This is a genomic window from Kribbella sp. NPDC023972, assembly GCF_040639075.1.
In the GTDB taxonomy this organism is placed as follows: Bacteria; Actinomycetota; Actinomycetes; order Propionibacteriales; family Kribbellaceae; genus Kribbella.
Window position 1 is genome coordinate 426,606 of sequence record NZ_JBEZZH010000002.1, and the last position, 26,249, is coordinate 452,854.

At 68.6% G+C, this 26,249-nt stretch carries 29 protein-coding genes; 15 read left to right on the forward strand and 14 right to left on the reverse strand.

Features of this window, described 5'->3' with window-relative positions; all coding sequences use genetic code 11:
- The first annotated feature begins 54 nt into the window (after positions 1–54).
- Complete coding sequence (locus tag AB0F43_RS11155; protein WP_360473790.1) at positions 55–1,110, forward strand: putative sulfate exporter family transporter; 1,056 nt, start codon at positions 55–57, stop codon at positions 1,108–1,110.
- Here AB0F43_RS11155 and AB0F43_RS11160 read toward each other — a convergent pair.
- Entirely contained in the window at positions 1,095–2,903 is a 1,809-nt protein-coding gene (locus tag AB0F43_RS11160; protein ID WP_360473792.1) for a sugar-binding domain-containing protein, read from the reverse strand. The genes AB0F43_RS11155 and AB0F43_RS11160 overlap by 16 nt on opposite strands.
- 73 nt (positions 2,904–2,976) lie before the next feature.
- Positions 2,977–3,843, reverse strand: coding sequence for an amidohydrolase family protein (locus AB0F43_RS11165; RefSeq protein ID WP_360473794.1), 867 nt, complete (start codon positions 3,841–3,843; stop codon positions 2,977–2,979).
- Between the two features lie 86 nt (positions 3,844–3,929).
- Between AB0F43_RS11165 and AB0F43_RS11170 the strand changes: the two genes are divergently transcribed.
- The 3 genes from AB0F43_RS11170 to AB0F43_RS11180 are packed head-to-tail and all read left to right on the forward strand — an operon-like array spanning position 3,930 to position 5,496.
- Complete coding sequence (locus tag AB0F43_RS11170; protein ID WP_360473796.1) at positions 3,930–4,487, forward strand: CGNR zinc finger domain-containing protein; 558 nt, start codon at positions 3,930–3,932, stop codon at positions 4,485–4,487.
- Positions 4,484–5,200 carry an AzlC family ABC transporter permease gene (locus AB0F43_RS11175; RefSeq protein WP_360473798.1) on the forward strand — a complete coding sequence of 239 codons (717 nt, stop codon included), beginning with the start codon at positions 4,484–4,486 and terminating at the stop codon, positions 5,198–5,200. Before AB0F43_RS11170 ends, AB0F43_RS11175 begins: the two co-directional genes overlap by 4 nt.
- Positions 5,197–5,496, forward strand: a complete 300-nt coding sequence (locus AB0F43_RS11180) for an AzlD domain-containing protein (protein WP_360473800.1) — start codon at positions 5,197–5,199, stop codon at positions 5,494–5,496. Before AB0F43_RS11175 ends, AB0F43_RS11180 begins: the two co-directional genes overlap by 4 nt.
- Here the strand turns inward: AB0F43_RS11180 and AB0F43_RS11185 are convergent.
- Genes AB0F43_RS11185 through AB0F43_RS11195 form a run of 3 tightly spaced genes read right to left on the reverse strand, consistent with a single transcriptional unit; the run spans position 5,493 to position 8,535 of the window.
- Complete coding sequence (locus AB0F43_RS11185) at positions 5,493–6,728, reverse strand: hypothetical protein (protein ID WP_360473802.1); 1,236 nt, start codon at positions 6,726–6,728, stop codon at positions 5,493–5,495. The two genes, AB0F43_RS11180 and AB0F43_RS11185, sit on opposite strands and share 4 nt — an antisense overlap.
- A gap of 24 nt (positions 6,729–6,752) precedes the next feature.
- Positions 6,753–7,499 (reverse strand): alpha/beta hydrolase-fold protein, encoded by a 747-nt coding sequence (locus AB0F43_RS11190; protein ID WP_360473804.1) that lies wholly within the window; start codon positions 7,497–7,499, stop codon positions 6,753–6,755.
- Entirely contained in the window at positions 7,459–8,535 is a 1,077-nt protein-coding gene (locus AB0F43_RS11195; protein ID WP_360473806.1) for an alpha/beta hydrolase-fold protein, read from the reverse strand. Before AB0F43_RS11195 ends, AB0F43_RS11190 begins: the two co-directional genes overlap by 41 nt.
- 97 nt (positions 8,536–8,632) lie before the next feature.
- Between AB0F43_RS11195 and AB0F43_RS11200 the strand changes: the two genes are divergently transcribed.
- On the forward strand, positions 8,633–8,974 hold the full coding sequence (locus tag AB0F43_RS11200; RefSeq protein WP_360473808.1) for an MmcQ/YjbR family DNA-binding protein: 342 nt from the start codon (positions 8,633–8,635) through the stop codon (positions 8,972–8,974).
- A gap of 200 nt (positions 8,975–9,174) precedes the next feature.
- On the opposite strand, the gene AB0F43_RS11205 is transcribed toward AB0F43_RS11200, so the two are convergent.
- Entirely contained in the window at positions 9,175–9,915 is a 741-nt protein-coding gene (locus tag AB0F43_RS11205) for a response regulator transcription factor (protein WP_360474510.1), read from the reverse strand.
- Positions 9,912–11,273, reverse strand: coding sequence for a histidine kinase (locus AB0F43_RS11210; protein ID WP_360473810.1), 1,362 nt, complete (start codon positions 11,271–11,273; stop codon positions 9,912–9,914). The genes AB0F43_RS11205 and AB0F43_RS11210 overlap by 4 nt, the downstream gene beginning before the upstream one ends.
- 175 nt (positions 11,274–11,448) lie before the next feature.
- On the opposite strand from AB0F43_RS11210, the gene AB0F43_RS11215 reads away from it, so the two are divergent.
- From AB0F43_RS11215 to AB0F43_RS11235, 5 genes are all read left to right on the forward strand, one after another.
- Positions 11,449–12,150: a M15 family metallopeptidase gene (locus AB0F43_RS11215; RefSeq protein WP_360473812.1), complete on the forward strand. Its 702-nt coding sequence runs from the start codon at positions 11,449–11,451 to the stop codon at positions 12,148–12,150.
- A 27-nt stretch (positions 12,151–12,177) separates the two neighbouring features.
- Entirely contained in the window at positions 12,178–12,549 is a 372-nt protein-coding gene (locus AB0F43_RS11220) for a hypothetical protein (protein ID WP_360473814.1), read from the forward strand.
- 55 nt (positions 12,550–12,604) lie between these two features.
- A complete protein-coding gene (locus AB0F43_RS11225) occupies positions 12,605–12,991 on the forward strand; it encodes a pilus assembly protein CpaE (RefSeq protein WP_360473816.1) in 387 nt (128 codons plus the stop codon).
- 123 nt (positions 12,992–13,114) lie between these two features.
- Positions 13,115–14,458, forward strand: a complete 1,344-nt coding sequence (locus AB0F43_RS11230) for an aromatic amino acid lyase (RefSeq protein WP_360473818.1) — start codon at positions 13,115–13,117, stop codon at positions 14,456–14,458.
- Between the two features lie 307 nt (positions 14,459–14,765).
- Positions 14,766–15,428, forward strand: coding sequence for a hypothetical protein (locus AB0F43_RS11235; protein ID WP_360473820.1), 663 nt, complete (start codon positions 14,766–14,768; stop codon positions 15,426–15,428).
- Positions 15,429–15,443: 15 nt separating this feature from the next.
- Here the strand turns inward: AB0F43_RS11235 and AB0F43_RS11240 are convergent, their stop codons facing one another.
- Complete coding sequence (locus AB0F43_RS11240) at positions 15,444–16,025, reverse strand: hypothetical protein (protein WP_360473822.1); 582 nt, start codon at positions 16,023–16,025, stop codon at positions 15,444–15,446.
- Between the two features lie 86 nt (positions 16,026–16,111).
- Here AB0F43_RS11240 and AB0F43_RS11245 point away from each other — a divergent pair, with 86 nt between their 5' ends.
- Positions 16,112–16,588 carry a DUF1992 domain-containing protein gene (locus tag AB0F43_RS11245; RefSeq protein ID WP_360473824.1) on the forward strand — a complete coding sequence of 159 codons (477 nt, stop codon included), beginning with the start codon at positions 16,112–16,114 and terminating at the stop codon, positions 16,586–16,588.
- On the opposite strand, the gene AB0F43_RS11250 is transcribed toward AB0F43_RS11245, so the two are convergent.
- Positions 16,581–18,683 carry a thiamine pyrophosphate-dependent enzyme gene (locus AB0F43_RS11250; protein ID WP_360473826.1) on the reverse strand — a complete coding sequence of 701 codons (2,103 nt, stop codon included), beginning with the start codon at positions 18,681–18,683 and terminating at the stop codon, positions 16,581–16,583. The genes AB0F43_RS11245 and AB0F43_RS11250 overlap by 8 nt on opposite strands.
- A 12-nt stretch (positions 18,684–18,695) precedes the next feature.
- Positions 18,696–19,169 (reverse strand): MarR family transcriptional regulator, encoded by a 474-nt coding sequence (locus AB0F43_RS11255; RefSeq protein ID WP_360473828.1) that lies wholly within the window; start codon positions 19,167–19,169, stop codon positions 18,696–18,698.
- 95 nt (positions 19,170–19,264) lie between these two features.
- On the opposite strand from AB0F43_RS11255, the gene AB0F43_RS11260 reads away from it, so the two are divergent.
- The 3 genes from AB0F43_RS11260 to AB0F43_RS11270 all read left to right on the forward strand — a co-directional run bounded on the left by AB0F43_RS11260 (position 19,265) and on the right by AB0F43_RS11270 (position 22,027).
- Entirely contained in the window at positions 19,265–20,578 is a 1,314-nt protein-coding gene (locus AB0F43_RS11260) for an MFS transporter (protein ID WP_360473830.1), read from the forward strand.
- 35 nt (positions 20,579–20,613) lie between these two features.
- The gene (locus AB0F43_RS11265) at positions 20,614–21,276 is read left to right on the forward strand and encodes a DUF6766 family protein (protein WP_360473832.1); all 663 of its coding nucleotides are present in this window, start codon (positions 20,614–20,616) and stop codon (positions 21,274–21,276) included.
- Between the two features lie 100 nt (positions 21,277–21,376).
- Positions 21,377–22,027: a hypothetical protein gene (locus AB0F43_RS11270; protein ID WP_360473834.1), complete on the forward strand. Its 651-nt coding sequence runs from the start codon at positions 21,377–21,379 to the stop codon at positions 22,025–22,027.
- Here the strand turns inward: AB0F43_RS11270 and AB0F43_RS11275 are convergent.
- The gene (locus AB0F43_RS11275; protein ID WP_360473836.1) at positions 22,011–22,673 is read right to left on the reverse strand and encodes a type 1 glutamine amidotransferase domain-containing protein; all 663 of its coding nucleotides are present in this window, start codon (positions 22,671–22,673) and stop codon (positions 22,011–22,013) included. The two genes, AB0F43_RS11270 and AB0F43_RS11275, sit on opposite strands and share 17 nt — an antisense overlap.
- Before the next feature lie 73 nt (positions 22,674–22,746).
- Here AB0F43_RS11275 and AB0F43_RS11280 point away from each other — a divergent pair, with 73 nt between their 5' ends.
- Complete coding sequence (locus AB0F43_RS11280) at positions 22,747–23,628, forward strand: LysR family transcriptional regulator (protein ID WP_360473838.1); 882 nt, start codon at positions 22,747–22,749, stop codon at positions 23,626–23,628.
- On the opposite strand, the gene AB0F43_RS11285 is transcribed toward AB0F43_RS11280, so the two are convergent.
- From AB0F43_RS11285 to AB0F43_RS11295, 3 genes are all read right to left on the reverse strand, one after another.
- Positions 23,606–24,325: a sulfite exporter TauE/SafE family protein gene (locus AB0F43_RS11285; protein WP_360473840.1), complete on the reverse strand. Its 720-nt coding sequence runs from the start codon at positions 24,323–24,325 to the stop codon at positions 23,606–23,608. The two genes, AB0F43_RS11280 and AB0F43_RS11285, sit on opposite strands and share 23 nt — an antisense overlap.
- A gap of 79 nt (positions 24,326–24,404) precedes the next feature.
- Positions 24,405–25,319, reverse strand: a complete 915-nt coding sequence (locus AB0F43_RS11290) for a Ku protein (RefSeq protein WP_360473842.1) — start codon at positions 25,317–25,319, stop codon at positions 24,405–24,407.
- 39 nt (positions 25,320–25,358) lie between these two features.
- Positions 25,359–26,225, reverse strand: a complete 867-nt coding sequence (locus tag AB0F43_RS11295) for a hypothetical protein (protein WP_360473844.1) — start codon at positions 26,223–26,225, stop codon at positions 25,359–25,361.
- Positions 26,226–26,249 lie beyond the last annotated feature (24 nt).

The following is a 26,249-nucleotide window of genomic DNA, read 5'->3' on the forward strand; positions in this document are numbered from 1 at the left end:
CGGTCATCTCTTAGCTTAAATGTGCGTACATTTCGAGCTGGAGGAGCCGGTCTGATGGTGCAGGTCGAGGTTAGGCCAATCGCCTCGACCACCGTGATCCATCACGGCCGCGTTGGCTCCGCGCTCCGGGCGGCTCTCCGGCGGGCGCCCGGGTTGGCCGTCGTACTCGCTTTGACCGCCGCGGCGGTTCCCCTGGGTCGGCTCGTGCCACTGGTCGGCGGGCCGGTCTTCGGAATCGTGCTGGGTGTGCTGGCCGGGCTGTTCGTGCCGGCGCTGCGCTCTGACCGATGCCGGCCCGGGTACACCCTCGCCGCCAAGGGCTTGTTGCAGCTGTCGATCGTCGTACTGGGGACTGGTCTGTCTCTGCAGCAGGTCGCCCGTGTCGGCGGCTCGTCGTTGCCGGTGATGCTGGGAACATTGGCGATTGCACTCGGTGGAGCCTGGGTGTTCGGCCGGCTGCTCGGAGTCCGCGGTGACACCCAGACCTTGATCGGCGTCGGTACGGCGATCTGCGGCGCCTCGGCGATCGCGGCGACCACGGCGGCGATCAACCCCAAACGCTCCTCGGTCGCCTACGCGCTGGCGACGATCTTCACCTTCAACGTGGTCGCCGTACTCACGTTCCCGCCGCTCGGGCACCTGCTCGGCCTCAGCCCGGAAGCCTTCGGCCTGTGGGCGGGTACGGCGATCAACGACACATCCTCGGTCGTCGCGGCCGGTTACGCCTACAGTCAGCAGGCCGGTGACCAGGCGCTCGTGGTCAAGCTGACCCGCTCCCTGATGCTGGTACCGATCGTGCTCGTGCTCGTTGTGCTGAAGTCCCGCTCCTCGGGTTCCTCGAAACGGCTGCCTTGGCGGAAGCTGGTCCCGCTCTTCCTGATCGGCTTCCTGGTGGCGGCGGGCCTGCGTACCGCCGGTCTGGTTCCGCTGGGCTGGCTGCCTGCTCTGAGCCTGATCGGCACGGTTCTGATCACGTCCGCTCTGGTCGCGATCGGGTTGTCGCTTCGGCCGAAGGAGCTGCGCGACACAGGACCCCGGCCGCTCCTCCTCGGAGCGATCCTGTGGGTCCTGGTCGCCGCGGGCAGTCTGGCGATTCAGTCCTTCTCGTAGGCGGCCGGCCTGGTCTGGACGGCCTTGATCCGCGGTACGTCGAGTTTCGCGCCGCGGTCGAAGCGGTAGATGCCGTTCTCCTCCTGGAACACGTCGGTGAGCTGCGTGTAGCAGTAACCGAACATCAGCGGGTTGTCGAGCAGTACGTCGACCAGCCCGGCGAACCGGACGTAGAACGCCTCCTCGTCCTTGACGCGCTGGCCGTAACCCCACGACTCGTTGGTGTTGTTGCCCGCCGACGCCGCGGCCGCTTCGGGGTTCCACCAGATCCCGCCGAACTCACTGCAGAAGTACGGCTGACCGGCGTACGGCTGGGAGATCGGCCGCTGCTCGGGCCCACCGGTGTTCCCGTACGGCGCTCCGTCCACCAGGCCGGCCATCTGCTTGGCGAACTCGGCCGGATCCTGCTCGTAGTTGTGCGAGTCCCAGACGTCGGTCTCCGGCACCCGGTGCGAGTACCCGGACGCGTCGAGGACCGGGCGTGTCGTGTCCGCGGCCTTCGTCGCCAGGAACATCGCCCGGGTGACGTCGTCGAGCTGGGTGATCCGGTCGTGCAGCAACTGGTGTGTCTCGTTCAGTGGGCACCAGCCGATGATGCTCGGGTGGCTGTAGTCCCGTTCGACCGCTTCCAGCCACTGGGTGACGAAGTTCGCCGCCGGCTGCTGGTTGTCGTTGCCGGTGTCACCGACGCCCGAGCCCCAGTCGCCGAACTCGCCCCAGACCAGGTACCCGAGCCGGTCCGCGTGGTACAGGAACCGCTCCTCGAACACCTTCTGGTGCAGCCGCGCTCCGTTGAAACCGGCGGCCAGGCTCAGCTCGATATCCGCGACCAGAGCCTCCTCGGACGGCGCGGTCATCAAACTCTCCGGCCAATAGCCCTGGTCCAGCACCAGCCGCTGGAACACGTGCTTGCCGTTGATCAGGATCGCCTGCCCGTTGATCGACACCGACCGCAGTCCCGCGTAGCTGTCGACGCCGTCAATAATGTTGCCTTCGGCATCGATCAGCTCGAGGCGTACGTCGTACAGGTGCGGATCGGTGGTGTCCCAGAGCCGGACCCGGCCGGCCGGGACCTGGAGAGTGAGGCGCGGGGCCAGGTCGAGGTCGGCGCGAACCTCGGCCCGGGTGACCTCGCCATCCCCGTCCTTCAGGATCGCGCGGACCTTCCAGCCCGGCTTGTTCGCCGACACCGGTGCCTCGAGGTGGAAGCTGGAGCCGGCCACGTCCGGGGTGATGCGCGGCCTGTTCAGGTGAACTGTCGGCACCGCCTCCAGCCAGACGGTCTGCCAGATGCCGGTCGTCCGGGTGTAGTGGCAGCCGCTGTTGAAGTAGTTCGTCGTCTGCTTTCCGCGGGCCTGGACGCCGTGGCGGGTGTCGCGGGCGCGGACCACGATCAGCGCCTCCTCACCTGGCCCGGCCACGTTCTTCAGGTTCGCACTGAACGGCGTGAAACCGCCGCGATGCCGGACGACCTCGACACCGTTGACCCAGACGGTCGCATCCTGGTCGACGGCCTGGAAGTGCAGCACCGCGTCCTTGCCGGACCACTCGGCCGGGATCGTCACGGTGGTCCGGTACCAGACCGCCTCGAGGAAGTCGACGTTCCCGATCCCGGACAACTGAGACTCCGGCGCGAACGGTACGACGATCCGCTGCCGCAACTCGCGGTCCCGCACCCCGCGCTCGAGCCCGGAGTCCGCCTGATCGATCTCGAACTGCCACTCACCGTTCAAGTTCACCCACTCCGGCCGGACGAACTGCGGACGCGGATGTTCAGGGCGGGGTTGAGTCATCAAGCACTCCCATGAGCCGAAGAAGACCGGGCGCTCAGACGTTACAACGTTGGAACAGCCTCAGCAACAGCGGTTACAGGTTGAGTAGACGGGCGCCGTTTTCCCGGCACACGGCGCGGAGCCAGTCGTCGCCGAGGTCGAGGGACTCCAGGGCCTCGAGTTGTACGGCGTACTCGTAGGGGATGTTCGGGAAGTCCGAGCCGAGGACGATGCGGTCCTGCAGGTCGGCGAGGCGGGAGGTCAGCGAGCGAGGAAAGGGCATCAGCGCCTCGGTGAACGGGGTGAGGGCCATTGTCGTGTCCAGGTGGACATTCGGGTACGACGTCATCGCCAGGTGCTCGGCATACTCGGGCATCCCCAGGTGGGCGATGACCGCGGTCAGTCGGGGGTGCTTCCGTAGTACCTCACCGAACGGACCGGGACCCGTGTGCCGGCCGGGGATCGGGCCCGACCCGCAGTGCACCACCACCGGTACGGCGGCCTCCGCGAGCTGACCCCACACGTCGTCGAGCCCGCCGGAGCGCGGGTCATAGTCGCCCACCTGCAGGTGGACCTTGAAGATCCGCGTGCCCTGCTCCAGGGCCTCCCGGACATAGTCCCCGGCCCCGGGCTCCGGGTAGAACGTGCCACTCGGCACACACCCGGGCGTCGCTTCGGCGAAGTCGCGCGCCCACTCGTTGAGCCAGGCGGCCATCCCCGGTTTGTGCGGGTAGACCAGCGCCGGAAATGCCCGCACTCCCAACGCCTCGAGGGTCTTCAGCCGCTCCTCGACCGACGTCCGGTAGTTGATCGGCCACGCCGTCCCGTAGTGCTGCGACGCCTGGTCGAAGTACGCCCAGACCGCGTTCATCACCTGGTCGGGCAGGAAGTGGACATGCACATCCACCAACCCGTCCAACTCCAGCCGGCGCCACCACGACCGGACATCCACATCACGCACGGGGTCCAGCCTAGACAGACGCGGGAGTTGCGCATCAGGCGCCTAACAACTCATGATGCAGTTTGGGTGTTAGATGGGAGGTGGACGTGGACTATCGGCCTGAGCTCGTCGGGGGACATCTCGCGCTCGACCTGGTCAACACTGTGGCCTGGCGGTTGGACGATGGACGGCGGGTCGACCGCCTTGCGGATCCGGTCAACCTGAGGAAGTGGTTGACGGCCACCGGACTGGAACCGTCGGGCCGACAAGGCCGGACCGAACTGCGGGATTCGCTGGTGCGCTGCCGGGAGACTGCTTATGCGGTGCTGCATCCGCTCGCGGTCGGTGCGGAGCCTGGTGCCGCCGACCTTGCCGTACTGCGCGAACTGGTCGAGGACGCCGTACGAGACGCCTCGCTCGTGAGCGCGCGACCGCTGATCTGGCGCGCCGGCACCGTCGCCGACCGGGTGCGGCTGTCCGTCTGGCGACTGTTCGAGGAGGAGGACCTGAACCGGTTGCGGCAGTGCGACGACGACGGTTGCGGCTGGCTGTTCCTGGATCGCAGCAAGAACGGTTCGCGCCGCTGGTGCAGCTCGGCGGACTGCGGCAATCGGGCCCGCGCCCGCAGGCACTACCAGCGTCATCGGGCCGGAGCAGCGCGATGACGGCGATCGACCGGACCGGCTTCGCCGCGGGCATCCGGCTCGGGCTCGGACCGGCCGGTGCGGGTTTTGTCCTGGCCCTGAGCTTCGGCGCCGAGGCCGAGGCCCGGGGCTGGGGAGTCGGCTTGCCGGTTCTGTTCTCAGCCCTGGCCTTCTCCGGATCAGCGCAGTTCACTTTGCTGACCGCACTGTCCGGAGGCACTGTGGCGGCCGCGATCGCCTCGGCAGCGTTGATCAACGGGCGGTATCTCGTGATGAGTGTCGCCCTGAACGACAGCCTGCACGGAAGCCGGCTGACCCGGGCACTGCAGGCGCAGGCGCTCGTGGACGCATCATTCGTCTTTGCTCATCGCAACGACGGCCGGTACGACGTGTCGCGCCTGATCGGCGCCAGCCTGCCGCAGTGGGTCACCTGGGTACTCGGGACGGCGGTCGGCGCACTGACCGCTCCGTCAGCCGAGCTGATGCACCGGCTCGGGCTGGACGTTGTGTTTCCGGCGTTCTTCCTGGTGCTCGCGCTGGACGAAGTGAGGCGCTCCCGCCGGGCGCTCGCCGCCTCCCTGCTCGGAGCCGGAACCGCCGCCGCCCTCCTGCTCGTGACGGATCCGGGCTACGCGCTGCTCGGAGCCACGGCGGCCGCGCTGATCGGCCTGGTTCCGCAACGTGGAGCGGATCCCGATCGCGAGCGGACGGAGACCGGAGAGGAGACCTCGTGAAGGTGTGGTTGGCTGCCTTGGCCGTCGCCGTCGTCAACTGGCTCATGAAAGCCGGTGGACCGCTGCTGATGGGTGAACGCAGGCTGCCGCCGGCAGCGGTCCGGGTCGTGGCCTTGATAGCTCCGGTCCTGCTGGCAGGACTGATCGTCACCGAACTCGGCGGCAAGCGCCTGGACTGGACCCAGTTGGCCGGTGTCGGCACCGCCGGGATCCTTTCAGTCCTGCGAGTGCCGCTGCTGGTGGCCGTCGCCGCGGGCATCATCCTGACCGCCGCGGCCCGGTTGCTGCTCGGCTAGCCTGCCTGGTCGGCGAGCCAGAGATTCGTCAGGCCCTTGAAGTGGGAGAAGAACTGCTCTTGCTCGTCGGCCGGGTACGTCGAGACGACGGTCTCGCGGAGGAGACGGTCGAAGTCGGGTCCGGCGACCCAGTCGCGCACCTGGGCGTCGAAGTCACCCAGATGCTCCGCGCACCACGTGTGGTACTTCTCGGTCTCGAAGTATTCGTCGGCGAGCCCGAGGTAGGCCTCGATCTTGGCGTCGTAGTCGAGGGACTCGTCGTCGGCGATCTCGAAGTACCGCTCGGTGTGCAGGTCGACGCTGCTGCGCCGGCCGGTCGCCAGCGAGAAGACCGACCACTTGACCAGGGCGCTGATCGCCCACGGGAAGTAGTAGTGCAGTGAGGTGACGGCGACGTCCGGGCAGGCGTTGGCGTAGTCGATCGGGTGGACCGAGTCGCCCTTGACCAGCATCTCGCAGGAGTTGAACTCCCAGCCGAAGAACGCGTTCACGATCCGGCTGATCGCCACCGCCTGGTGACCGGCGGACGGGCTGAGGAAGTCGTGCGAGACGGCGTACCGGTTGTGCATCGGCTCGTCCGGGCGGAAGTCCATCACCATCGTCTCGGCGCCGATCGACAGCGCCCGGGCGAACACGTCGTACTCGATCGTCGCCTGCAGGTGCATCAGCATCTCGCCGGACTGGTCGTAGGCCCGGTGCAGGTCGACCTTGTTGTTGATCCGGGACACGCCCCGCCAGCCGCCGCCGTCGAACGGCTTCATGTAGAGCGGGTAGCCGAGGTCCTCGGCGATCGCGTCCAGGTCGAAACCCTTGTTGTACTTCGCCGACGTGTAGGCCCAGCGCACGTTGTCGACCGGGTTCTTGTACGGCACCAGCACGGTCCGCGGGATCTTCAGGCCGAGCCGGAGCATCGCGCAGTACGCGCTGTGCTTCTCCATCGACTGGAACGTGAACGGCGAGTTCAGCAGGTAGGTGCCGTTCATCAGCGCGGCCTTCTTCAGCCATTCGCGCGGGTGGTAGTACCAATACGCCAGCCGGTCGATCACCAGCCCGACCCGGACCGGATCCGTCAGGTCGAACGGCTCGATGGTCAGCCGCCGGGACCCGAACTCGTGCTCGGTCCCGTCGATCGTCACCGGCCCGACCCGCTGCAGCAGCGCCTCGAACGCCTGTGGCCAGTCCTCCTCGGCCCCGAGCAACAACCCGATCAAATGCCGTGAACGGTCAGCCACAACTTCTCCTCAAGGTCGGAGCGGTTAGACAAATCGGGGCAGGTGGCGGGCGAGTTGCCGCTGCCACCACGGCCAGTCGTGCGCTACGTCGTACCCCCACAGATCCAGCTCATGCGGGATGCCTTTGCTCGCCAGTACGGCGGCCGTGGCACGAGCGGACGGCAACGACCCGGTCGGATGCGTCTCCCAGTCGCCCTGGCCGACCGTGAGCAGCACGAAGATCCGGCTGCGCAGCCACTCCAGGTGATCGCCGTCCAGGTTGGGCAGGTAGTCGGCCGGGTTGTTGAAGTACGTCGCCTCGCCGCGTTCACCCCAGCCGTGCCAGCTGGCCGCGTCGTAGTTGCCGGACTGGCAGATCGCGACCGGGAAGAGATCGGCCCGTTTGAAGGCGAAGTTGAGCGCATGGAACGCGCCCAGGCTGCAGCCGGTGGTGATGATGTCGGTGACACCGGGGGAGTCCGAGCCGATCACCGGGACCACCTGGTTGACGATCCACGACTCGTACAGCCCGTGCCGCCGGGCCCGGTCCTCCAGCTGGATGCTCCGGTCCGACCAGCTGACGTGGTCGTAGGAGTCCACGCAGTACAGCTTCACCCGGCCGGCCTCGATCAGGTCCGCGACGGCGTCGACCATGCCGTTGTTCTCGTAGTCCCAGGCACGGCCCTGCTCACTCGGGAACACCAGCACCGGGCGGCCGTAGTGGCCGTAACGGATCACGGTGCCGGGCCGGTCAAGCCCCGGCGCCTCCAGCTCGACCTGTTCCCGCTCCATCAGCCTCACTCCAGGCGTTTCGCAGTAGATCCGTGAGATCAGGATCCAGCACATCACGCCAGGCTGTGAAGTTGTGCATGTCCGGCGTTTCGCCGTACTCGACCCGCAGCCCGAGATCGGTCAGTTTCGCGGCCATCACCCGGTTGTTGTGGACGTTCTCCTCCGGCGTACCGGCCGTCATCCCGACCACCGGCGCACTCGGTGCCGTGGTTGCCGTCAGCACCTGGTTCACGAAACCGGTGACCTGGGCGTAGAACTCGAACTTCGACTCCTGCGGGTCGGTCTCCGGCGTGAAGAACGACCCGGACTGCAGGAACAGCCCGTCGAAGGTGCCGGGATGGTGCCACTCGGCATGCAACGCCGCGAGCGCGCCGAGGCTGGCACCCATCAGCACCGGCCTTCGGCTGCGGTACTGCGTCATGATCGCGGGCAGCACGTGCTGCGTCAGGGCCTCGGCGTACTGCGGGTTGGCGGCGTACCAGAGGTTGCGGGAGGTGGGCCTGATCAGCGCGAGGCGGAACGGCGGGAGGGTGCCCTCGACGACCATCGCGCCGGCGTAGTGCGTCAGGCCGGCGTACGCGGCGAACTCGGGGCCGTCGTGGGCGAGCAGTAGCGGCAGCTCGAATGTCGGGGCGATGCCCTCGGGGGACCACATCTGGACGTCGATCGGGCCGACCGGGGAGCCGATCGAGTGCGGCGTCAGCGTGGACGGGATCGGCGGCGTCGCGATCCAGGCGGGCTCGACGTACCCGGGCAACGGCAGCCATGAGTGCTCTCCGAAGGCGCCGTCAACCACTCGGGGGTTGGTCAGATCGGTCTGCATGCCCACATCGGCGATGTCGAACAGGTACTCCATCCGGTGCACCGACGGCCTCGGGAGTCGCAGTTCCCAGCCGTAGTCGACCGGCTTGAACTCGAGCAGTTCGGCGGCGATGCCGAGCTCCTGCCACAGCTTGACGCCCGTGAAGGCATGCGAAGGATCGCTGAGGCGGAAGACCACCTCAGCGCCTTCGACCGCGCTCACCACGTCGGGCATCAGACCAAGGTACAGCCGGAATTCACCGGGGCGGTGGGGCGGGGAAGGAATCAAGCACTGACATTCATTGTCAGTGATCAGTGTCTATCGTTGGACAGTGGTCGATCTCACAGATATCCGGGCGCTGACGGCGGACCTGCCGCGCAGCTACGAGGTCCTGGTCCGGGACCGGATCAAGTTCCGGGTCGGACGGATCGTGTACCTGTCGGTGGCGCCGGACGAGCAGACGATCGGCATCGGGTTCCCGCGCGAGGAACGGGAGGCCGCACTGGCCGCCGAGCCGGACAAGTTCTTCCGCCCGCGCCCGTCCGACGAGCGTTACCAGTGGATCCAGGTGCGCTTGGACGCGCTCGAGTACGACGAGCTGCGCGAACTGATCCTGGACGCCTGGACGATGTGCGTCCCGAAGAAGGTCCGCGCCGAGTACTTCGGACAGTAGGGGGCTGAGGGCAACCATCTCATCCTCAGGTAGTAGGGCAGAACCGTTCTGAGGACCGATGGCCGGCGGCGTTTCCCGGCGCACGATGGAGGCATGACCGGAGACTTCCTACCCCGCCGCCGCACGGCGTCGGTGAAAGCCCAGCTGCTGACCGTTCTCTTCCTCGCCGTCGCCGCGGTGCTCGGGGTCTATCTGTACTCCTAGGATTCCCAGCGCACTTCGGCGTCGCCCGGGCGGACCACTCCTGCTTCGTAGGCGACCACGACCGCCTGGACCCGACTGGACAGGCCGAGCTTGGAGAGGACGCTGCTGACGTGGGTTTTGACGGTGGTCTCGCTGACGAAGAGCTTGGTGGCCAGCTCTCGGTTGGAGAGGCCTCGGGCCATCCAGACCAGGATCTCGCGCTCCCGTTCGCTCAGGTGGGCCAGCAGCCCGGCCCAGCGGGCGTCCGGTGGGGCCGGCGGGTGTTCCGTCGTACCGGTGCCGACCTGGCGTTCGAGCTCCATGCAGCGCTCCAGCAGCACCCGGGTCGACGCCGGGTCGACCAGCGAGTCGCCCCGGTGGACCGCGCGTACCGCCGAGACCAGCAGGTCCGGGTCGGTGTCCTTCAGCAGGAACCCGGATGCCCCGGCGCGAACCGCGCTCAGCACGTACGCCTCGTCGTCGAAGGTCGTGAGCACCAGTACGGCGGGACGCGAACGACCGGCCGCCTTGTTGGCCGAGGTGATCCGCTCGGTCGCGACCAGCCCGTCCATCACCGGCATCCGGATGTCCATCAGGACGACGTCCGGGTCGTACTGGTCGACCAGCCGGAGCGCCTCTTCGCCGTTCTCGGCCTGGGCGATCGTGGTCAGGTCCGGTTCGTGATCGAGGATCATCGCCAGGCCCATCCTGATCACGCCCTGGTCGTCCGCGACCAGCACCTTGATCTCGTCGGTCACCTCTGCGGCGGCAGCCATACCTGCACCCTCCATCCACCCAGTGGGCCGGCCGCGACGGCCAGTGTGCCGCCGACCGCCGTCGCCCGTTCCCGCATCCCGATCAGCCCGTTGCCGCGCCCGCTCTCGCTCCGCCGGGCGGTCTCCAGTACGTTCACCGGCGGTGGCCCGCCGCTGCCGTTGTCGTCGATGGTCAGGAGCTCGCCCTGCGGTCCACTCTGCCAGGTGACCCGAGCCGCGCTCGCCTTCGCGTGCACCATCACGTTGGTGAGCGCCTCCTGGATGATCCGTACGGCGGTCAGATCGGTGGCCGAGGTCAGTTGCCGCTGCCGCGACGGCAGGTCCATGGTCACGTCGATGCCGACCGCCTTCAGCCGATCGCCCATCCGCGCGACGTCGGCCAGGTCGGGCACCGGCGTGGTCCCGCCACCGGAGCCCGGAGAGGTTTCCGCGGCGCCCGGCGAGGCGGTGTTGAGCACCCGGACCGTCTCCCGCATCGCGGTCAGCGCTTCCTTGCCGCTGGCAATGATCCAGCGGATCGCCTCGCGCAGGACCTCTGGTCGCTGGTCGGCCACCCGGTCGGCGGCCTGAGCCCGGATCACGACCGCGCTGACATGGTGGGAGATCACGTCGTGCAGGTCGCGGGCGATCCGGGTCCGTTCGGCGACCGCCGCCCGCTCGGCCTCGACCGCGCGAAGCCGGACCAGTTCGGCGTTCCGCTGCTCCAGCAGGGCGACGCTCTTGCGCCGCCGGCGGGCGTCCGCGCCGAGCAGCACCATGCCGCAGATCAGCGCCTCGGCGAACACGAACAGCGAGACGTCGATGTAGTTGTAGAGGCTGGGCAGGTCGCTGGGCAGGTTCCGGTACCGGTCGCCGTACATGATCGCCCGGTTCGCATGACCCAGCACGATCGCGACCACGGTCGGCAGGCCGATCATCAGTCCGGCCAGGCTGCCCATGGTGAAGAACAGGCAGGTGAACCGCCGTACGCCGTGGGACGCGGCCAGGTAGCCGACGACGAGCAGCGGGACCAGGTGGATCTCGGACTGCAGCGCGGCGTCACTGATCTCGGGCTGGCCGAAGATCGTCAGTCCGAGCTGCGCCGCGAGGCCGGTGCCGACCGCGGCGTACAGGATCGGGTAGAGCACCGAGACGATCACCAGCATCGTGCGCGGCGTCCGCCGGCCGAACGCGACCGTGCCGACCAGGAAGACGCCGGTCACCACCGAGACCATCGGGTTCTGCGGGCGCAGGCCGCTGTCGTTGATCAGACTCAGCGCCCCGAACCAGACCACGCCGACGACCGCAGCGAGCAGCAAATCCTGCTGCACCTGCGGCAACCGACGCCAGACACTCCACACGTCGCCCAGCGTAGTCAGACCGAGTTTGCCGAAGCTTCATCTGCCCGGACGGGCCGCTCTCCAACTTTCGGAGGAGGCTGAGCGTCCGATTTGATACTCAGGGCCTACTTCCGGGTCTTGATGACGGTCCCTGGGGCCGATGTGGCCGCCGCCCAGATCCGAGAGGCTGTACCCCATGAGGAACCACCAGCTGCGACGGCGGACCGGCTCGGTGCGGACGCGGTGGCTGTCCGTGACGGGTTTTGGCGTGGTGGTGCTGGCGGTGGGGTCGCTGGTGCTCTGGCACGGGCAGGTCGGGGAGTTGTTCGGGCTGGCCGCGGACAAGGAGCCGGTCGTCTCGAGCGTGAACGCGCCCGCGATCTCCGAGCCGCCGCCCACCACTGCGGTGCCCACGCCGACGAAGACGCCCACCAGGAAGCCCACCAGGAAGCCGACGAAGGAACCGACGAAGCAGCCGACGAAGACTTCGGACAAGCCGTCGTACGACGAGGAGAGCATCGACGGGCTGTCGCCGACGCTGAAGTCCCGGCTGAAGAAGGCAATGGCCGCCGCGAAGGCCGACGGCGTCACCCTGCGGATCACCTCCGGTCGCCGGAGCGCCGCCAAGCAGCAGCGGCTGCTGAACGAGGCGATCAAGAAGTACGGCTCGTACACGGCGGCCACGCGGTGGGTGCTGCCGCCCAAGTACTCCGCCCACGTGCACGGCAAGGCCGTGGACATCGGCCCGGCCGCCGCCATGCAGTGGCTGAACCGGAATGGCTATCGCTACGGCATCTGCCGCCGGTACGACAACGAACCCTGGCACTTCGAGGCGCTGACCACCCCCGGCAAGAAGTGCCCGCCGCGCGAACCGTACTCGCGGCCCGTGCCCGACTGATCCCACCCACGAGAACAGGAGCCGACCATGACCATGACCTATGCACAGCCGCTGCCCCGGCGCTACACCCGCGCCCGGATGACCGTTCCCGCGCTCTGGCGGCAGGTGATCGGCGGCAGCGAAAAGGGCACCACGGCGACCGTGGAGGAGCCGGATCGGTCGGCGTACACGCAACTGGAGATCTACGACGGTGTCCTGGCCGCGTTCGAACGCCGGGACGAGGTTGCCGAGGTGCTGAAGAGCTCCGCCGACCGGGCAACCGCCGTACGCCGGCTGCGGGAACAGCTCGGGCTGGGACACCTGCAGGCGACCGCTCTGGTCGACCTTCCGTTGACTACCGAGCGCCGTGACCGGATCGCTCAACGTGCCGCTGAGCTGCGTGCTGCCCTGAACCGCTGACCTGCGCGGCTCGCCGTGGACTGCGAGGTTTGTGTCGCGTGGGGAGGATGGAGGGGTGATCACGATCGAGCAGGCCGGACGACTGCGTAAGGCCGGGGTGCTGTGGGCGCCCGCGGCCGGGGATCGTTTCGTCGTACCGGACCGGGACATGGACGACGACGTGTTCGTGGTGAGCGACATGACCGTCGAGGTGCACGACTACCAGGGCAGCAAGGTGATCGGTTTCAACGGCACCACCGAGTGGGCCCTGGACAGCATCGAGCAGCGCGAGGTGATCTGGCTCCCGCGCGAGGAACAGCTCCGCGCCCTCCTCGGCGACCACTTCCGCACCCTCGCGGCGGTCCCCGGCGGTTACCAGGTCGAGCTCACCGACAGCACCCACTCAGCCGAAGACGCCGAACAGGCCTATGCCGAGGCCGTCATCCACCTCCTCGGCGCCTGAATCACCTCGCCGTCGTCTTCTGGTTCTTCAGGAACCCATTCCTTCATGGCCTGAAATTAGTACAACCGGCCGGGCCGATAGTCTCGATCGAATGGCTGAAAGTATCTGGTTCTGGATCCACCGATGCTGATCACCGAGCCGTCCGACCTCGACCCGGCAAGCACCGAACCGATCACCATCGGTCGTCCGCTTCTCGACCACCTGGCCTCGATCCGGTCGGCCGTGCTCGACGCGCTGGCGTCCGGCGGGCCCGTGTACGGGGTGAACACCGGGATGGGTGCCCTGAGCAAGCATCGCCTGACCGATGACGAACAGCGCGTGCATCAACGCAACCTGCTGCTGGGCCGAGCGGTTGGCGGACCCCCGTGGCTGCCGGCCGACGAGGCCAGGGCTGTACTGATCGGCCGTCTCCGGACGTTCCTGACCGGTGACGCGGGTGTCTCGGTCGAACTGATCCAGCAGCTGGTTGCCGTTATCAACAGCGGCCGGAGGCCCGCGATCCCCGCGAGCGGCGCAGGGTCGGCCGGAGAGATCATTCCGCTCGCGCATGCCTTCGGTTCGCTCGACCTCGACCTCGGCCCCAAGGAAGGCATCGCACTCCTCGCCGGCATCCCGGGCGCGACCGGACGGGCGGCCCTCCAGGCGAGCCGGACCCGAAGGCTGGCCGGCCAGCTGACCGCGGTCGCGGCCGCGTCGATCGCCGTGATCGGGGCCAACCGCGATCCCTACCACCCGCTCGCCGCCCGAGGTGACGACGTGCTCGGGGCCGAGCTCACCCGCCTCCGCGATCTTGCCGGTCCCGAGCCCGACCCGCGCTCCTTACAAGCCCCGGTCTCGTTTCGCGTCGCGGGTCACGTGATCGCGCATGTACGGCGATCACTCGATCAGCTCGAGGCCGCGGTCGACCGCGCGTTCGACGGGGTCAACGATTCGCCGGCGTACCTGGACGGCGAGTTCATCGGCACCGCGGGATTCCACGGGATCGATCTCGCCGCGCACTGCGATCACCTGACCGCGGCGCTCGCTCACGCAGCCGAGGTCTCGACCGCGAGGCTGCACCGGCTGCTCGATCCGGCGGTGACCGGACTGTCCGCTCAACTTGCCCACGAGCCCGGTCCGCAGGCCGGTCTGGTCGCCGTTCACAAGCGAGCCGTCGCCACCAGTCACGCCTTCCGCCGCCTCACATTGCCATCGGCAATCAGTACGGCGGAGACCTCGAACGGCCAGGAGGACGTGCAGAGCTTCTCCTGGGAGGCGGTCGGCGTGCTCGGCGAAGCGGTCCGCCTGACTCGCGAAGTCACCGCCTGCGAGCTCCTCGCCGTCCACCAAGCCTTCGCCTTGTCCAAGCGCCCGATACCGGGCGGACTTCACGAACTGCTGCGCGCTGTCGCGAACGTCGTACCGCCGATCGAGGCGGACCGGCCCTTCGGTGAGGACTTGACCAGACTGCTGGAGTCGGTGGTCTAGGGCCCGGCCGGCGACCGGATCACGCCGAGCGCCGGGGGCCCGGAGCCATGGCGGGGACTTCCGGGACGGCTACGTAGGAAGGTAAGGCAACCTGGCTAGATACCGCTCCCGGCCATGGGTTGATCGAAAAAGCCAGCGCGACGCGCGGGTGGTGGGAAGTCGCAAGTAGCTTGCGGGGGGTCTGTGTCGTTGGCCTGGATACGGGCGCGTGGATCTGAACGAAGACCTGACCTGTCACAGGTGTCCGGCTCTCAGGTGTGTCCACTAGCCTGATGCGGGCTTTCGTCGGCGGAGATGGAGGAGTTCGTTGAAGCGGTTCGTGGTCCCGCCGACCTGGCCGTCGCCGCCCCGCCGTAGCTGGGTCCCGCCCAAGACGTGGCGTCCGGACCCGTCCTGGCCGCCGCCGCCCGAGGGCTGGCGGTTCTGGGTCGACGGCAAGGGCAAGCCCGTCCGGGGCCCGGTCGGCCGGTACGGCGGCCCGTCCCGCAGGTCGGCGTACGCCGGGATCGGCGGCCTCGTGCTCCTGCTCGGAGTCAACTTCTGGGCCCTGTCCGCGATCGGTCTGTTCGGTGGCGACTCCGGTTCACAGGCCATCCATGTCGTCGACGACAGTTCGCCGACGCCCTCGCCGGCCGTCGTACCGCCGAAGGCCACGCGGCCGACCTCGGCCCCGCCGCCGGTGCAGAAGACCACGGTGACGCCGACGCCGAAGCCGACGCCGAAACCGACGAGGTCGCGGACCACCGAGCGGAAGGCCGACGACGATCGGGCCGAGCCCGAGCCGACGCCGACCATCACGCCGACGCCGAGCAAGACCGTTCGCCCGCCGCGACCGAGCACCAGTACGCCGCCGTCCCGCGAGGAGCTCATCCGGCAGTACTGCATCCAGCAGGGGTACGACCCCGAGTGGTGCGACCCGGACAACTGGCCCCAGAACCCCGCCGACGACCCCCGCACCGAAGAACCGTAAGGGTCGGCTCGGCGGTTAGCTGTCCCTCGGTAGCTTGCGGTTCGGATAGAGGTCCGGGATCGGGATGGGCATCCGCCACAGCCGCATGTGCGGGTGGATCAGGCCGTGCCGGACAGCGACGTACCGGAGCAGGCGGAGTGGGCCGGCGATCAGGACGAAGGCCAGCGGGAGCTCGACCAGGAAGGCACCGAGCAGCGCCTGGGTGAGGTCGCCGCCGCGCTGGCTGGTCATCACGTCGAACCAGGCGTCACAGATCAGCAGCACCCCGGAGGCGAACGCGGTCGGGAACACCAGTTGCTTGCGCTTCCAGCCCGCGACCGCGGTCAGCGTCAGCATGGTCAGCAGGAGGATGTCGAAGCCGACCCAGGTCGCGACCCAGTTCCGCGCGACGTAGTGGCTGGGCAGAGTGACGGCCAGGTAGACCGTCCACGGGATCAGCGCCGCCACGCAGACCAGCATCAGCGCCGTCCGCCACTTGCGGATCCGCTCGATCGTCCGCAGCGGCGGCATCCCGTCCGGCCGCGGCGCCAGCCGCAGGATCAGGTCCCGGCGTTCCGCCGCCGTCATCGCCGCGATCTCTTCGTCGGTCAGAGGCACCACTCCAGTATGTCTTGTGACTGCATTCACAAGCTATTAGGATGGCTCTCGAAGGCAACTGTCGGTGAGACAGATGAGGTGTGGGTATGACGGAGCGCAAGCCACCGGGCATCAGTACCCAGGACTGGGTCGAGGCCCAGATCAGGCGGGCCCAGAACGCCGGTGAGTTCGATGATCTGCCCGGAGCGGGCAAGCCGCTGACCAAGCTGGCCGAACCGCATGACCCGGACTGGTGGGTCAAGGACTTCATCCGCCGGGAACAGATCGAGACCGACGCCCTGCTACCGCCGGCCGTGCTGCTGCGCAAGGAGAAGCAGCAGGTGTACGAGAAGGTCCGCGGGATGCGTCGCGAGGCCGAGGTCCGCGACTATCTGGCCGATCTGAACCAGCGGATCCTGATCAACATCCGCGACACCACCGGCCCGGTCGTCCCGGTCGGGACCGTGGACGAGGAGGCGATCCTCGCCCACTGGCGCTCCGAGCAGCCCGATCCGGCCGCTCAGCCGGCAGCCGAGCCGGAGCCGGCGCCGAAGAAGTCCCTCTGGCAGAGGCTGTTCAGCTGAGCAGTTCGCGGGCAGCCCTCTCGATCTCGCGCTCGCTGACCAGGACGTGGTGGGCGGCCGCGCCCAGCGGCACGTACGAGTCGTGGCTGGTCACTCTGGCCATCCGGCCGGTGTACGCGTAGTCGACGAGGGTCGCCAGCACGCCTTCGGAAACGCCTCCGGAGCGACGCGTCTCGTCGACGACCAGCACCCGGCCGGTAGTGGTTGCCTCGCGCAACAAGTCGTCGACGGGGAGCGGTGCGAGCCAGCGCAGGTCGAGGACCCGGACACCGGGCACCCTGGCGGCCACCCGGAGGCTCATCGGCACACCGTTGCCGAACGTCACGATGGTCAGCTCGGTCCCGTCGCCGTACGTCCGGCCGCGTCCGATCGGCACGGGGTCACCCGGGTACGACGCCAGCCACGCATCGTCGCCGTCGTCGTACAGATCTCGCCGGTGGTACAGCGCGATCGGCTCCAGGAACACGCTCACCGTGCCGGACGAGCGGGCGGCTGCCGCGCACGTGTGCAGCATCGCGGCCGCGTCGTCGGGCCGCGACGGTGACGCGATCACGAGACCTGGGATGTCCCGCAGTACGCCGATCGCGTCGTCGTTGTGGAAGTGCCCGCCGAATCCCTTCTGGTAGCCGTAGCCGGGGATCCGCAGCACCATCGGGTTGGAGTACTGCTCCTGCGAGAAGAACTTCAGCGACGCCGCCTCGCCGCGCAGCTGGTCCTCGGCGTTGTGCAGGTAGGCCAGGTACTGGATCTCCGGGATCGGCAGCAACCCCGAGACCCCTGCGCCCAGGGCGAGTCCGAGGATCGACTGCTCGTCCAGCAACGTGTCGAACACCCGGGCCGGCCCGAACGCCTTCCGCAGTCCGCGGGTCACGCCGTACACCCCGCCTTTGCGGCCCACGTCCTCGCCGAACACCATCGCCTCCGGGTACGACGCGAGGACGTCGGCCAGCGCCCGGTTGATCGACTGGCTCAACGTCAGCCGTTCCGTCGTGCTGCTGCGCTCAGGCAACGACTCCTCGGTGAGCCTGGGATCCGGGAACCGCAGCGGTGCCGCCACGGCCGTCGCGGACGACAGCTGCGGCAGACCGGCGACCTCGGCCGCGATCCGCATCACCTCGGACCGCTTGTCCTCGTACAGCTCGATCACGTCGTCGGCCGTGTAACCGGCTCCGAGCAGCAAGCGCGCCGTACCGAGCAGCGGGTCGAGCTCCTCGTCCGCGGCCAGCTCGGCGGGGGAGCGATAGGCCGCCTCCACGTCGGAGCCGGCGTGACCGAGCAACCGCACCGTCCGGAGCCGGAGGAACGCGGGCCGCCGGTTGCGCCGGACGAAGGTGGCCGCTTCCGTCGCCATCGACAGTGCCGCGGCGAGATCGGTGCCGTCGGCGTCGAAGTACCGCAGACCCGGCCGCTGCCCGTACGCCTGCCGGATCCAGCCCTCCGGCGTCCGCACGCTGATCCCGATCCCGTTGTCCTCGCAGACCAGCAGCAACGGCATCGGCAGGCCCTGGTACGACGCGTGCAGGGCGGCGTTGATCGCACCGGTCGCGGTCGAGTGGTTGGCCGAGGCGTCGCCGAAGCTGGTCACCACGATCGCGTCGTGCGGCCAGGGCGACGGTACGCCGAGTTTGGCCGACCGTGAGATCGAGAACGCGACGCCCATCGCGCGCGGCAGGTGGGACGCGATCGTCGACGTCTGCGGAATGATGGCCAGGTCGTGCCGGCCGAAGACCTTGTGCCGGCCGCCGGCGATCGGCTCGGCGGTGGCGGCCGCGACCCCGAGCAGTATGTCGCGCAAACCTTCCTTCGAGCCGCACTGCTCGGCGCGGGCCAGGTAGAAGGCGCCGGAGCGGTAGTGCAGCAGGGCCGGGTCGGTCGGCTGCAGGGCCGCGGCGACGGCGGCGTTGCCCTCGTGGCCAGCCGACCCGATCGTGTAGAAGCCCTGGCCTTGCGACTGCAACCAGCGCGCGGCCAGGTCGGCGTGCCGGCTGCCGAGCTGGGCGTCGAACAAGCTGCGCACCAGGTCGGGCGGTACGTCGCCCGGCGTCGGCTTGAGCGCCCGCACGCGCTCGGCGAACCGCTCGTCGACGGCGTTCACCGGCCGAACCTCTCAGAGCCCGCAGTCGAACCCGTCGTCGTTCGGGTTCGCGTCGGCCAGGACGTCCAGGATTCTGCTCGCGCGGCGAAGGTCCTCATCTGATACATGATCGGCGAAGAACGTAGACACCACAGCCTCGACCACAGGTTGAGCGGCCGTGAGCGCCTCCCGCCCGGCCGGGGTGAGCTCGGCCCAGGTGGCCCGGCGGTCCTCCGGGGTGTTCCGGCGGACGACCCAGCCGTCCTTGTCCTCGAGCTTGCCGACCAGCCGGGTGCAACCGCTGCGGGAGATCATCAGCTGCTCGGCCAGCGGCGCCATCCGCAGCCGCCCGCCGGCCTGATCGAGGGTCCGCAGCACCTCATGCTCGAAGTAGCCCATCTTGAGCCGGGACCGCAGCGTGTTGTCGAGATGCGTGAACAGCAGCGTGTCCGCGCGGTACATCGCCCGCCAGGCACCCAGCTGCTCGGCGCTCATCGTCGTCGGCATGGTGAGAAGTGTACGTCGTCTGGTGCGCATCACAACAGTTGACACGTGAACTGTTTGTCTGTGTATGCTCGCCGAAACGACTTTGGGGAGATCACGTGAGCTGGAAGGCGGTTCAACCGCTGCGGCATCGGGACTACCGGCTGCTGTGGACGGGCCTGGCGGTCGCGCTGCTCGGCAGCGGGCTCTGGCTGGTCGCGCTGGCCTGGCAGGTGATCGAGCTCGACGGCGGCCCGGTCCAGTTGTCGATGGTGACGACGGCGTACAGCATCGGGCTGGTCGTCTGCGTGCTGTTCGGCGGGATCGCGGCCGACCGGTTGTCCCAGCGCAGCGTGATCGTCGCGGCGGACGTCGTTCGTGGCCTGGTGCTGCTGATCGTCGCCGGGCTGGCGCTGAGTGAGCTGCTCGAGGTGTGGCATCTGGCCGGCGCCGCGGTGCTGATCGGAGCCGGCGAGGCGTTCCTCATTCCGGCGTACACGGCGCTCGTGCCGAAGCTGTTGCCGGCCGACGAGTTGCTGGCCGCGAACGGCCTGGAGGGCACGCTGCGGCCGTTGGCTCAGCAGGCGACCGGCCCGGCGCTAGGTGGTCTGGCGATCGCGGCGCTGTCGCCGGGGATCGCGATCCTGGTGACGGCGCTGACCTACTTCTTCTCCGCCGGATGTGTCCTCGCGATGCGGGTGCCGTCGACGGGCTACCAGCCGGTCGAGCCTGGCGACGTCGAAGAGATCCAGGACGTCGCGGCCAAGCCGGCAGCGCAGTCGATCTTGGCTGATCTGCGCGAAGGCTGGGGCTACGTACGACGGACCCGTTGGTTGCTCGCCTCACTGCTGTTCGGCACGGTGTTCGTGCTGCTGATTCTGGGGCCACTCGAGGTCCTGCTGCCGTTCGCCGTACGCGATCAGCTCGGTGGTGGGCCGAGTGACTTCGGCCTGGTGCTGGCCGCGTTCGGGATCGGTGGGGCGGCCGGGGCGTTGCTGATCTCGTCGCGGAGTCTGCCCCGGCGGTACTTGACCGTGATGACGCTGCTGTGGGGTGTCGGGTCGCTGCCGTTCGCGCTGCTCGGTTTCGCCCGGGACCTGTGGATCATGATGGCCGGGGCGGCCGTCGTCGGCCTGACCAGTTCGGCGGCGATGGTGATCTGGGGGACGCTGCTGCAGCGCCGGGTGCCGGATCACCTGCGCGGGCGGATCGCCAGCCTGGACTTCTTCGTCTCGCTGCTGCTGATGCCGGTGTCGATGGCGCTGGCCGGCCCGGCGGGCGCCGTACTGGGGCTGACGGCGGTGTTCCTGGTCGCCGGGATCGGGCCGGCGCTGGTGTCTCTTCTGGTCGTCTACCTCGGCCGGATGCCGTCCGACGAGATCGCCCATCCGCTCGACCAGGTGGAGCCGGCGGCGGCGCCCAGCGCCGCCTGAGCCGATTTCGGTCCGCGATCGGGTACGAATGGGGTATGGGATGGATTCGACTGCGTGCCTTGCTGCTGGCCAATCTGGCGCTGTTCTTCCTGTTCCTGGTGGGTCTGCTGCTCACCGGGCACGCGCAGGAGAACTCTGAGCTGGCCGACCACGGGCAGCCGTCGCAGAGCCTCGCGCAGTACGCCGGCTCGTCCTCGTTCGGCGAGGCGGTGTTCGAGAACTGGGAGTCCGAATTCCTGCAGATGGGTATGTACGTCCTGCTCACCGCGTACCTGCTGCAGAAGGGGTCGGCGGAGTCCCGGCCGCTCGAGGGGTCGGTTCCGCAGGACGAGGATCCGAGGCGGCACCGCAACGACCAGCAGGCGCCTTGGCCGGTACGGCGTGGGTCGCCGGTGGTGCTGCGGTTGTACGAGAATTCGCTCGCGATCGCCTTCGGTCTGGTCTTCCTGCTCTCGATCTGGCTGCATGCCGTCACCGGAGCCCGGGCGTACAGCGAGGAACAGCAATTGCACGGGGCCGAGGCGGTGACCACTTGGCAGTACGCGCGGACCTCGCAGTTCTGGTACGAGTCCTTCCAGAACTGGCAGAGCGAGTTCCTCGCGGTCGCCGCGATCGTCGGCGGCTCCATCTACCTGCGCCAGCGCCGTTCCGCGCAGTCGAAGCCGGTCCACGCCCCGCACTCGGAGACCGGCGCCTGATTGGCGGCGCTCCCAGGTGGGAACGGTGACGAAGGGCCGTTCGTTCTGGGGGTAGGTGTGTGGGGTGGTAGCGCGTGAGGTGTGTCGTGAGTGAGTTCCGGTGATCCGTCCTTCGCCGTTGCTGCGTCGGATGGCAGTCGCGGGTGGTCTCGGGGTCGGGACGACCGGCGTGCTCGCTGGGGTGTTACTGCTGGGCCCGCTCGCCGCATCGGCCCTGCTGGCCATGGTGTTCGCACTGGTCTGGCCGCTGGCCGCGATGATTCGCCACGTTGCGGACGATGCGCCGTACCAGTCCGCGCTGGTCGTCGCGGCCGCGGCCGCTGCCGGCGTGCTGTGCTTGCCCGGCCTGGTGCGGTTGCTGGCGTGGGGTGCGGTCGGGCTGGCGATCGCCCTGCTTGTCGCCGGGCTGTTCATCGTGATCGACCTCGTGACGCCGGAGCGCCGTCCGCGTCCGTCGCGACGGCAGCGGAAGCTCGAGCGCGCGAGCGAGGCGGAGCTGCAGGATGAAGAGCAGCTGATCGCCTCGCTCAAGTGCCCGCTCAGCATCGAGGAGCTCTGCGGCGTCTGGACCGAGACCGCCACCACGCTCGCCCAGGGTGCGGGGCCGCGCGACCGGCAGGCAGTGGCGGAGGTACGCCGGATCTGCCTCGACGAGTTCGAGCGTCGCAACCCCGACGGCTTCAACCGCTGGCTGGAGGCCGGCGCCCCCGCCAACCCGAGCAGGTACCTGCTTCCTATCCCCGGCGAATGAGGGCCGCGACCGCGCGGGCGGTCGGCTCGGCGGACTGCGGGTTCTGGCCGGTGACCAGGCGGCCGTCGGTGATCGTCTGCGGGGTGAAGTTCGCCGCCGGGTGGTGGATCGCGCCGCGCGCGGTGAGCGTGTCGGCCAGCAGGAACGGGACGACCTCGGTCAGGCCGACGGCCTCCTCCTCGTCGTTGGTGAAGCCGGCGACGTTCTTGCCGTCCACCAGGTACGAGCCGTCGGAGAGCTTCAGGTTCACCAGCGCGGACGGACCGTGGCAGACGGCGGCGACCACGCCACCACGCTCGTAGATGGCGGCCGCGAGCGAGGCCAGCGCTTTGTCGTCCGGGAAGTCCCACATTGTGCCGTGTCCGCCGGCGAACAGGATCGCGTCGTACGACGAAGCGTCCAGCCCAGCCGCGGTCGGGGTGTGGTCGAGATCCACGGAGGCGAGGAACTTCTGCTGGATCGGGTCGTCCTCGTTCAGCCCGTCGAGCGGCGGCCGTCCACCGGCGACCGAGACCAGCTCGACGTCGAACCCGGCGTCGGTGAACACCGCCCACGGCTCGGCCGCCTCGGAGACGTAGAAGCCGGTACTACGCCCGGTGTCGCCGAGCTCGGAGTGACTGGTGAGAGCAATCAGTACGCGTGGCATGTCGCCCATGATGCGTCGGCACGGCCATCGGAAACCAATAGGAAAACGTCCACTTAGTCATAAGATTTCCGATATGGCGGTCTCCCTTGATCTGCTCCGGACGTTCCTGGCCGTGCATCGGGCTGGTTCGATCACCGCGGGCGCGGAAGCGCTCGGTTTGTCCCAGCCGACAGTGACCGGTCAGGTGAAGGCGTTGGAGGCGGCGCTGGGACGGCCACTCTTCGAGCGACAGGCCCGCGGCGTTCGGCCGACCACTGCGGGGGATGAGCTGGCCCGGCGGATCGCTGAGCCGGTCGATGCCCTGCAGGGCCTGCTGCGCGACGAGCTCGACGTACCCGCCGCTGCGACCGTCCATCTCGGTGGGCCGGCCGACTTCCTGTGTGATCAGGTCCTGCCCGCGATCGCCGATCGGCTCGCGAACGGTCTGCAGGTGCGGACGACGTTCGGGCTGCCGGACGAACTGCTGGAGCGGCTCCTCAACCGCAGCCTCGACCTGGTGATCAGCTCGGTCCGGCCACGACGGCCCGGCTTGCGCGTGACGCCGTTCTACGACGAGGTGTTCGCGCTGGTCGCGGCCCCCCGCTGGTCCACCGGTACGGCGATCACGTCACCGGAACCGCTCCGCAAGATCCCGCTCGTCGCGTACGCCGAGGAGGCCCCGATCATTCGCCGCTACTGGCGCAGCGTCTTCGGCACCCGGCTGACCCGGACGGCGGATCTCGTCGTACCCGATCTCCGGGGCGTGCTGGCCGCCGTACGCGCCGGCGCGGGAGCCAGCGTGTTGCCGACGTACTTGTGTGATGAGGCAGTGGCCTCGGGCTCGTTGGTGTTGCTGGCCAAGCCCGAACTGCCGCCCCTGAACACGTTGTACGTCGTGACCCGATCGGACGTCGGCCCGCGAAGCGCGGCGGCTGTCGTAAGGGACGAGTTGGTCAGACGCCTAACGCGCCCTTGAAAAGCGTGGAGATCCCGCCGGTCAGGGCGAGCAGCAGGACCAGCATCCGGGCGCGGTGTTCGGGGACTCGGCCGGACAGAGCCCTGCCGATGATGGCGCCGCCGGTCAGGCCGGCCACCGCCGCCGCCCAGGTTCCGCCGCTGAGCCGGGGGACGCCGTTGGTCGCGACCGAGAAGATGTTGACGAGAACGCCGTAGAACAGGGCGTTCGGGACGAACTCGCGAATCGTCCAGCCCGCGTTGACGGCGTACAGAGAGACCGGCGGGCCGCCGAGGCCGGCCGACGCGTTCATGAACCCGCCGGCCGCGCCCGCGCCGAGTGCGCCCTTGAGTCCGCCGAGGGAGGGCACCCGGATGCCGCGCATGATCACGAGTACGGCGGCCGTCACCAGGGCGCCCATGGTGATGAGCAGGACGGGCTCGGGGAGGTGGTTCGAGAACCACGTCCCGAGTGGGACAGTGCACGCGGACGCGAGGATCAGCGGGACCATCGCCCTCAACCGGACGAGGTGCCAGCCACTCGTCAGCCCGGCCAGGCAGATGACACCGGCCGCGCAGTTGGCGAGCGCGACCCCGTCACCCGGTCCGAGCAGGAGGACCAGCGCAGGTACGGCGACCAGCGCGAAACCCATCCCGGTCAGCCATTGCACCGATGCACCGAGCAGGACGACGCTGCCGAGCAGGAGGTCAGCGGGCATGAACGCGGACCCACATCACCGGCATCGCGCACGAGGTCATCTGCACGAGCGGCGACTATAGCGAAGGAACGGTGCGGGGTCAGGCAGCTTTCTTCCTGGTGGACGTCTTCTTGGCGGTGGACTTCTTCGCCGTCGTCTTCTTCGCTGTGGTCTTCTTCGTGCTCTTGCCGGACGACTTCTTGCTCGCCGCCTTCTTCGTGCCGCCGGCGGCGCGGCGGCTGCGGGCCTCCTCGACACTGGCGCGCAGCGCGGCGACGAGGTCGGTCGAGGAGGTGGCTTCCGGCTCCTCCTCGTTGAAGACGACCTCCTGGCCCTTGCGCTTGGTCTCGACCAGCTTCTTCACCCGGTCGGTGTAGGTGTCCTTGTAGGAGCTCGGCTTCCACTCGCCGCTCATCGCCTCGATCAGGTCGGCCGCCATCGACAACTGCTTGCCGGCACTCGACCTGCCCGGCAGGTCGTCCAGCTCCTTGGCCGGGTCGCGGATCTCGTCGGCGAAGTACATCGTCTCCAGCACCAGGACCTTGTCCTGGGCCCGGATGGTGGCCAGGTACTCCTTGCCGCGCATCACGAACTTGGCGATCCCGGCCCGGTTCGTCTTCTTCAACGCGTCCCGCAGCAGCGCGTACGACGACTTGTTCTCCTTGTCGGAGGGGCCGAGGTAGTAGCTCTTCTGGTAGTAGATCGGGTCGATCTCGTCCAGGTCGACGAAGGTGGAGATCTCCAGCGACCGGGACTTGCCCGGTGCGATGTCCTCCAGCTCGTCCGGCTCGACGATGACGTACTCACCGCCGCCGACGTCGTGTCCCTTGACGATCTTGTCGAAGTCGACCTCGCGACCGGTGCGCTCGTTCACCCGCTTGTACCGGATCCGGTCCGACGTCCCCTTCTGGAACTGGTGGAAGTCGACCTCGTGCTCCTCGGTCGCGCTGTAGAGCCCGACCGGTACCGAGACCAGCCCGAAGTTGATGTACCCGCTCCAGATCGATCGCGCCATCGCCCGGCTCCTCTCCGTGTCCAGCGCCCGGTACCCAGCTCACAGACGGTTGTACCGCTTCCGCGCCTCGCGGCTCTCCTTCTGCGCGTCCCGGGCGGCCCGGCGCGCGTCGTCCAGCTCCGCGCCCAGCCGTCGTACCAGCTCCTGGGCGTCGGCGAGTGCCTCGCGGGCCTCGTCGAGCTGGTTGTCCAGGTCCTCGACCTTCGCCTCGGCCGCCTGAGCCGCCGCGACCGCTTCCTCGAACGCTTGCTTCGCCTTGACCTTCTCCGCGGCCTCGCGTTCCTCCTGCTCGCGCTCGGCCTTCTCCCGCTTGCGGCGGGCGGCTGCCGACTCTTCCTCCTCCACCGCGGTCTCGGCCTTGCGTCGCTCCTTCGCCCGCCGGCGACGTTCGTCGGTGAGCGGGGCGACATTGGTCGGCTCGCCGCTCTCGTCGACGACACCGAAACCGACGTGCCGCAGCGCGCTGCTCAGCCGGCCTTCGCGTACGGCGTCGCCCGCGGCCGGATCCACCAACGCCGCGTCGAGGGTCTCGCGCAGCTTCTGACCGACATCGGCGCTGACCTTCTGGCCCTGCTTCTCGGCCAGCTTGGTCGCGTCCGTGGCCAGCTTGTCGAGGAGTTTGTGCCGCTTCGGGGTCAGCTCGCGCAGTCGCTCGCCATCCAGGTCCGCGGTCGCCTCACGGAACTCGTCGCCCAGCGCGAGCAGGTCGTCGAGCTCGTCGGGCAACTCCCGGGCGACCAGGTTCGCCACCCAGGCGGCGACCGTCGGCTTGCGCATCGCCTTCAGCCGCGTCGATCCGAGCTGGTCCCCGTCCGCCTTCAGCTGTTTCGCCAGCTCGTTGCGGGTAGCAATGAAGTCGGCACCCGAGGCCGCATAGAGCGCGTCGGCCGCCTCTTCGAAGTCCACGCAGCCGACGCTACCGGAAGTAAC